We start from the raw sequence: 6,807 nt of genomic DNA, 5'->3' as shown, positions 1-6,807 counted from the left end.
CCCGGTGCAATACCGGGGCCACCTATTAGCAGTATAGGCTCTTTTTTATCACTGTCCGAAATATGGGGTATAGTTCAGCAAAGCCGTCCTCTTTTTTATTGACTTTCTATTTATCACTCTTAAACTTCAAGAATTGTAAATACATCGCATCAATTAAACTTAATTGTGAAAATCGTAATCCTAGGGATTTTATGGGAGTGAGTTCAGTACTAACTGTTATATTTAACGATACATCTGCATTTCTATAAATCTGATCACAAGAATAGGATAAACTAATAGTCTTAGCTCCACATTTCACACAGGAGTTTAAGATTTTGATCGTCTCATACTTTCTGATAAGTCCGAGAAAATAATAGCCACATTATTTTTAGTCAGTTGTGAGGCAGATAGATGTTGAAGGTTCTGGTCAAAGTAATAAAACGATTTAACGCCTAATTGCTTAAACTTATGAAATGTATCATAAGCGACAATAGCTGCACTTCCTGTACCATATATCTCCACCCTATCAGCATTACTCAAAACCAAATCCTATTCCATCACACTCAAATCGACTGAGCATCTGGACCGCCTTCCAGGGAACGGATAGATTTAAAACCCTGACAAAGACCCGCTACAAAATTGAAGCGAAAAATAGTAAACTTAAGCATGGACACGGGTATGAAACAGCCACATCCTCGGGTCTATTTGGGATGGAAGTTCAGGGAGCCACCAGGATCTTCGCAGTGAATCTAAAACGGATACTAAAACTTCTTGATGAAAAAGAGTAATAAATTGGCATTAAAGAAGGCAACTTACCCTCCAGTTTTGGAAGGAAAGTTGCTTTTTTCTTGGTTCAACTAAAAAAATGTAAGTTTTTCAGCGCCCTCGCTTTGCGCCTGCTGGGTCTGCCCTGGCCCACTTTTCCCACTGGAGTCTCGCGCCTTCCACTCCAATCAACATATTAAAAAATCAACAGTATGCTTTATCACAGCCTATTTTTAAAATAAATTACTATTATTATCAAAAGATAGTTCATAAAGATCGGTTCTTTGTTCCATATTCGGGTGTTTTTTTACATACTCCAAAATCGATTCTGAAACTTCAATTTCACTTATTTTTAAAGTGTTTTTTATTCTTACTAGTTTCACATTCGTAAAGTCTAATATATTACAAGTTTTAATGGCCGCTTGAATAGCCATTCGATCATTTGGCAGGGTAGTTGCAATTTTTGTAGGAGCTACAACGGTTGAAGTTAATCCGTTGGCGTAAGTTCCTTCCTTATCCATCTTGTTCACAAGCCGTTGGGTGGTGAAATCGGCTGTCCCAACGCCATTTGCATTACCTTCTGATTCCGGTGTAACATCAAGCACAACGATTTTATTAACATCAGGTCCCCCACTTGCATAAGGGGTTGGATACCGCCCAGTGATATTTGGGTCCATGCCGTCGCCACTTATGTTTTTACCTATTTCGTCGATAATGAGAACATCCAATTGGTCAAAAAGTAATTTAGGTAACAGCTCCTTTGCCTTTTTCTGAAGCTCGGGTTCTTTTTCGATGATTTCTTCAGGGGTCAGTACTTCTACAATAGCTATTTTATCAAAAGCATTTTCAACTGTTGCCACACCAAATAGGAATGGTGTCTTTTCCATAATAATCCTCGCCATAGCAGGTACGTTCTCTGCCATGTATTTAAAACCCATTTGATGACAAGCTTCTGCGCCCTTTTGTTTTCCTAAACCAATGCTGATCATTTTCATTACTCCGCTTTCGACAGCTCCCCGAAAAGCAGTATGCGGCTTCACTCGGTTAATCACAACGATGCCATTTGCTTCAGATGCAAACTTATCTATATAAACTGGCAGCCCATTTTTCAATTCCCCTATCTTAACTACCTCCATGGAAGAGCGGATTTCTGCCCCAACGGTCTCTTCAGTAATCCCAAGATGTTCTAACACCGCCCTTTGGCCCTCTGCAGTAGCACCACCATGGCTGCCCATACTAGGTACGATAAAAGGCTTAGCACCTAATTTTTTCAAAAACTGAACGGTAACAGAAGTTAATTCCACGAGACGATCAAGTCCTCGGCTTCCCACTGCAACGGCAATTTCCATACCAGGTGTTATCTTCTCTTTAATGATTTCCTGGTCTAATTTTTCAAATAAAGCTGTTCCCAAATCCTCAATCTTTTTATCATCAAATTTAACTTCAACTTTGGCCATTTTTGGCACTGGAATATCTTTTAACAATTCATGCAGGATACCCATAATTGTTCACTCCTTTTAGTCTTAATTTTTTTTGAAAACCCTTTCATATTTGCTTGCTGTATGTTCCTCGTTTTCTTTTAAAATATGGGCCAGGTTAAACCAATAGTGGCCTGTTGGTTCTATGCCAACCATTACTTTATCCATACCCTGTTCTTTTTTAATTACTATAATTCAATGAATAAAATGCTCAAAACCTTCTTTTGTATTTTCAAATTGACAGGGAGATTCAAACTCTATTCCCCTAAAATTCTGGGCACGTGCCACATGCTTGAATTTAGCAATATCGACTCCTATAATAAGAGTTTGGGAAGTGATTTGAGCAATCTTCATATTCTGGTTATAATTCATTTTAAAGCCTCCTGGTATTTGAGATATTTGTCCTTTTTGCTGGCCAGCGTCAGGACTCTCTCATTCTACCAAGAGGTTATTTTTTTGTTCAAACTCCATTTTCTTTCATTACAGGAATGCTGCCCCGTTAGTCGAATAAGAAAAGGGACTTGTAGCGAACTTCTCTTGATGGGGACAAAACATTAAAAAAGAATATCAAATCTCAGATCTTTCGGCATTTTTGAATAAGTCTATTTTATTGTTATAAACCCTTTTATTTTAAATTAAAAATGGTAAAATTATCAAAAAAGGGGGGAGAGAATGTCTGAAAAGAATCAAACAAACAATAGTTCAGTAATTTCTTTAACAGTCGGTATTTTATCATTATTTATTCCTTTTATTGGTTTAATCTTAAGTATTATTGGTATAGTATTTTCAAGAAAAGCTATAAAACAGATTAATCAAACAAATGAAAATGGTAGAGGATTAGCAACCGCAGGTTTAATTTGTAGTATTGTTGGACTTATTCTACAACTTTTAATGGTTCTGGGTTATGTTGCCTTTTTCTCAGTATCCAGTTATATAACCAACTAAAGTAGGCGGTTATATAATTAGCATAAAAGAGCACATTAGTGCTCTTTTATGTATTTACAAACAATTCTATAAACCGTTTAGAAACTCCTTCTTGCACTAACCTGCATCCGTTTTTTTTCTTTCAATAAGAAAGCTGCCAATGTTGGCAGCCTGGATCTTCAACTCTTGCACCCGTTACTTTAAGTACAATTCCTCACAAACTTTGTTTAGGGTCCTATTACGGTATTCTGAATAACAGTTTTAAAAAATCATCAAAACTGTCTGCCACTTTTATACATTCCCAGGTAATATCCTTAGTGGAATAATTTTCAAATACGTAAAGAACAGGAGGATTATCTTTTCGATTTCGATAGTCGAAGACCACCCAAAAATGGCAATCGGTCCATAGTACAATAAACTCCATTGGAAGATTTGTATCCGCTAATAACTCATTTGAAGATAATATACTCAAATCATCCTCTTTAAAATGAATAGGTTCAATGCTGGAAATTTTTTGTTTTTCTGTTAAATCGGGTAATAAAAAATAAGGAAAGTTTAGTTCTCCACCATTTTGTATTTTCATTAAATCAATAAATGACTGAGGGAATTTAATTCCCAAAGTATCTTCTGCCTTTTTTTATTATTTCGTCGTTTATCGGATATTCAATCCGTTTATACTTACTATCCTCGTTCCAAAAACCTTTACCCTTATAAAATTCCTTTTCCACAATATCCTCCCTCGATACTCATATGTCCTTCTTAAACAATCCTGATTCTTTAGCTCAATAAAAAAAGGGAGCAACCCATTGTTCCACTAAAGTACCTATTAGCTGAATAACTTTATTTGACTGGTAAAGGTTTTTCAGGTCGGTTAGAACAATAATCACAGTCAAGGTCACCACAGTTAGATTCTGTCCAGTAGTTGCAATTCGGACAGAAATAAGCATCAAAATCTTCATAGTATACTAAGTGGAATTTACAAACAGAACAGCATTGTTCTTTATCAATAAAACCTTCAATTTCAAACTCATCAATAATAACCAGGTCATCTTTTTGTTCTATGTTCATAAGTCCTCCATTGTTTTTTACAATCGCCCCCTTTACTTTAAGTGCATTACTTCACAAATTTGTATGTTGAGCCCAATTCCTTACTAATTATCTTTTAAAAAATGTAAACAATAAAAAAAAGTACCTATCTAGGAGGCTCTACATGAAAAGTAATAATTCGAACGACACCACTTTAACTTCCTCTGAAATCGGGAAGCTATGGGCAACTTACATGGGGAACAGCATGTCTGAGAAGGTACTTCTCTATTTCTTGCAGCACGTAGAGGAACCGGAGATTCGGAAGGTAGTGGAATTTTCCCTTCATTTATGCCAGGATTTTCTGAAACAAATTGAAACGATTTATAGAGCGGTGAACCATCCTATCCCAGAAGGATTTACAAAAGATGATGTCAATTTAGAAGCGCCCCGTCTTTTCAAGGATGAATTCTATGTTCATTATTTACGTAACGCGATTAGAGCAGGAACCAGTGTTTACAGCATCGCCGTACCACTTGTGAGGAGGAAAGATATACGGGATTTTTTTATCTATACGGTGGATGAATGCATGAAACTTGTCTCTTGGCTAAATGACCTTTTGACTAAATTAGGGGCTCGGATACCTCCGGAGATTCCGATTCCTGAAGGAATCGATTTTGTCGAGAAGAAAAGCTACTTCCGCGGGTTTATTGGTGATGTCCGCTCGCTTCATGCTCTGGAAATCGCTCATCTGTATGACAACTTAGTAACCAGTTCCGTGGGTCACGCGACTCTATACGCTTTTTCCCAAGTCACCCATTCGGAAAAGGTTCGCCAGTATTTTAAAAGAGGAGTGGAACTGACAACAAAGGCGTTTGAAACTTATTCCCATTATATGACGGAGTGCCATTTAAAGTCTCCATCTCTATTGGATGATTTAGTGATTCCCATAACTATTTCACCGTTTTCTGATAAATTAATGGTCTTTCACGAAGTAGATCATTTCAGCATTCGTATTCGAGATTTCGGCAATTCGGTCTCCGTAAACGGAAGACATGATTTGGCTGCATCGTATTTTAAAGTCTTCATGGGAATCGGTCTATATGTCCAAGAAGGCGGAAATATACTCGTCGAAAATGGATGGATGGAACGGATACCACAAGCCCCCACATACAAATAGAGAGCCCGACGGGCTCTCTTTGTATGTGGGGAGACTACAACTGGATGAACAGCCGCTATGCTATTTTTTTGTTTCCCCTTCTTTAAGTAACCTGCCCCGTTAGTATAAATAACTTCAACAAAAACAAGCATTAATCCTTATGCCACATTAGCTAAGTAGTTTTTATATAGATATATAATAATTCCACATATAATTGCTATTCCTACCAAAGAAAACACAAAGAAAATGGGGAAATAGCCATTCCAAATGCTACTTCATTTTGAAGATGTTCTATTTTTTCCCATTTACTATATATATTTGGCTTATAGAATTTTGTTTTTATAAATCCAAGCCCTACCGTACAAACAAAATAAATTAAATGAATTATTACTGAAGCTATAAATGCTTGAATCATTAATTTCAATTAACGCACCCCCACAATTTCCTGATTTATATTCAACTAACCTGCCCCGTGTGTACGATAAGTAAAAAGAGCTGCCGCAGCAACTCCTTTACTCACAATCCCTTATTTAATTAAGAACTTGTTAAATTCCTAATGTCTATTTTTTCTTTTTTACTCCTCAGTAAATAAATAATTGTTTCTATACCTCTCGTCATCCCTAGAGGAATAAACAAAACCTATTCCTAAAGCAAGTGCTCCTAATGTAAATCCACAAGCATAAGCAAATTTATGTAACCCCATAACAAATCCTAATACTGTTAGCACCAACAAGGATACCAAGATATACATAAATAATTTACCCACTAAAATCCTCCTATTAATTGTTTAGAACAAACCTTTTTTAAATCATTGTTTGATAAATATTACGAAGTTAAGTACCAATAGTTTCAAGATGATCAATTTTTTTCGCACAAAGACTCGATTGTTAAACTAATCTCCTCGTTAGCCAAAAAAAAGCCGCTTAACTGGAGCAGAACTTGTTCATAGCCTAGGCTCTATTGATCCTCGACCCCATTGTCACTATACCTTCTATGATTTTCAGTATTTCCCTCAAGCCACTCATCCAAAGTCGTTTTGGAGAAAACATAATGACCGTATACCTTTGCATAAGGAAATCTCATTCCTGAAAATGAACCTGACTCCCTTAACACTTTTTCCTCCTGGTTAATTATTTTTTTTATTGATTCCTCACTCAAACCTAAATAATTGGCTGCCTCCGGTAAAGATAAAACATCCTCAACATTATTGCTTTCTAAGTTGTTCTTATTCTGTTTTAGGGCATTCCCAATCCAGAAACCACTAATCAAGATACACAAGGATAATAAAACAATTGCATATCCAGTTTTCATTTTCTCCACTCTTCATAATACAATCAGTAACTGGTAATACCTGTATATTCGTGGTAGGAGTTCTCTATTCCTTCTTCAACTAAACTGCCCATTAGCCATCCATGAAGCGCAAAAATCGGCGCTTCACCACAGAGAATGAAAATGGTCACAATCCGTCAATACTGATTC

Annotated in this window: 9 protein-coding genes and 2 pseudogenes; 3 read left to right on the top strand and 8 right to left on the bottom strand. The window is 36.5% G+C overall.

What is annotated here, in order from left to right:
• Window positions 1-306: 306 nt before the first annotated feature.
• The gene (locus G8761_RS26345; RefSeq protein ID WP_338001044.1) at window positions 307-501 is read right to left on the bottom strand and encodes a phosphoheptose isomerase family protein; all 195 of its coding nucleotides are present in this window, start codon (window positions 499-501) and stop codon (window positions 307-309) included.
• Between the two features lie 16 nt (window positions 502-517).
• On the opposite strand from G8761_RS26345, the pseudogene G8761_RS27530 reads away from it, so the two are divergent.
• A pseudogene (locus tag G8761_RS27530) lies at window positions 518-767 on the top strand (IS5/IS1182 family transposase); the annotation flags it as partial.
• A 210-nt stretch (window positions 768-977) separates the two neighbouring features.
• Here the strand turns inward: G8761_RS27530 and G8761_RS26340 are convergent.
• Together G8761_RS26340 and G8761_RS26335 are read right to left on the bottom strand one after the other, a co-directional pair.
• Window positions 978-2,246 carry a nickel pincer cofactor-dependent isomerase, group 22 gene (locus G8761_RS26340; protein ID WP_166030896.1) on the bottom strand — a complete coding sequence of 423 codons (1,269 nt, stop codon included), beginning with the start codon at window positions 2,244-2,246 and terminating at the stop codon, window positions 978-980.
• Between the two features lie 66 nt (window positions 2,247-2,312).
• Window positions 2,313-2,594: pseudogene (locus tag G8761_RS26335) on the bottom strand (IS110 family transposase); the annotation flags it as partial.
• 300 nt (window positions 2,595-2,894) lie between these two features.
• Here G8761_RS26335 and G8761_RS26330 point away from each other — a divergent pair.
• The gene (locus G8761_RS26330) at window positions 2,895-3,167 is read left to right on the top strand and encodes a DUF4190 domain-containing protein (RefSeq protein ID WP_166030895.1); all 273 of its coding nucleotides are present in this window, start codon (window positions 2,895-2,897) and stop codon (window positions 3,165-3,167) included.
• A gap of 217 nt (window positions 3,168-3,384) precedes the next feature.
• On the opposite strand, the gene G8761_RS26325 is transcribed toward G8761_RS26330, so the two are convergent.
• Together G8761_RS26325 and G8761_RS26320 are read right to left on the bottom strand one after the other, a co-directional pair.
• Window positions 3,385-3,765, bottom strand: coding sequence for an SMI1/KNR4 family protein (locus tag G8761_RS26325; protein ID WP_243450167.1), 381 nt, complete (start codon window positions 3,763-3,765; stop codon window positions 3,385-3,387).
• 221 nt (window positions 3,766-3,986) lie between these two features.
• Window positions 3,987-4,214 (bottom strand): hypothetical protein, encoded by a 228-nt coding sequence (locus tag G8761_RS26320; RefSeq protein WP_166030894.1) that lies wholly within the window; start codon window positions 4,212-4,214, stop codon window positions 3,987-3,989.
• Window positions 4,215-4,356: 142 nt separating this feature from the next.
• Between G8761_RS26320 and G8761_RS26315 the strand changes: the two genes are divergently transcribed.
• Window positions 4,357-5,349, top strand: coding sequence for a DUF3231 family protein (locus tag G8761_RS26315; protein ID WP_166030893.1), 993 nt, complete (start codon window positions 4,357-4,359; stop codon window positions 5,347-5,349).
• A 202-nt stretch (window positions 5,350-5,551) separates the two neighbouring features.
• Here G8761_RS26315 and G8761_RS26310 read toward each other — a convergent pair whose 3' ends face one another.
• The 3 genes from G8761_RS26310 to G8761_RS26300 all read right to left on the bottom strand — a co-directional run bounded on the left by G8761_RS26310 (window position 5,552) and on the right by G8761_RS26300 (window position 6,639).
• Window positions 5,552-5,752, bottom strand: a complete 201-nt coding sequence (locus tag G8761_RS26310) for a hypothetical protein (protein WP_166030892.1) — start codon at window positions 5,750-5,752, stop codon at window positions 5,552-5,554.
• 150 nt (window positions 5,753-5,902) lie between these two features.
• Window positions 5,903-6,094, bottom strand: coding sequence for a hypothetical protein (locus G8761_RS26305; RefSeq protein ID WP_166030891.1), 192 nt, complete (start codon window positions 6,092-6,094; stop codon window positions 5,903-5,905).
• Window positions 6,095-6,285: 191 nt separating this feature from the next.
• On the bottom strand, window positions 6,286-6,639 hold the full coding sequence (locus tag G8761_RS26300; RefSeq protein WP_166030890.1) for a helix-turn-helix domain-containing protein: 354 nt from the start codon (window positions 6,637-6,639) through the stop codon (window positions 6,286-6,288).
• Between the last annotated feature and the right edge of the window lie 168 nt (window positions 6,640-6,807).

The sequence above is a fragment of the Neobacillus terrae genome, from assembly GCF_011393025.1.
Taxonomy (GTDB): domain Bacteria; phylum Bacillota; class Bacilli; order Bacillales; family Cytobacillaceae; genus Neobacillus_A; species Neobacillus_A terrae.
Note: the sequence above shows the minus strand (reverse complement) of the source record. Positions and strands in the feature narration are given on the sequence as shown.

What these genes read in the sequence shown, in the direction of transcription:
- G8761_RS26340 (WP_166030896.1), bottom strand. Translation starts at nt 2,246, where the DNA reads ATGGGTATCCTGCATGAATTGTTAAAAGATATTCCAGTGCCAAAAATG.
- G8761_RS26330 (WP_166030895.1), top strand. Translation starts at nt 2,895, where the DNA reads ATGTCTGAAAAGAATCAAACAAACAATAGTTCAGTAATTTCTTTAACA.
- G8761_RS26320 (WP_166030894.1), bottom strand. Translation starts at nt 4,214, where the DNA reads ATGAACATAGAACAAAAAGATGACCTGGTTATTATTGATGAGTTTGAA.
- G8761_RS26315 (WP_166030893.1), top strand. Translation starts at nt 4,357, where the DNA reads ATGAAAAGTAATAATTCGAACGACACCACTTTAACTTCCTCTGAAATC.
- G8761_RS26300 (WP_166030890.1), bottom strand. Translation starts at nt 6,639, where the DNA reads ATGAAAACTGGATATGCAATTGTTTTATTATCCTTGTGTATCTTGATT.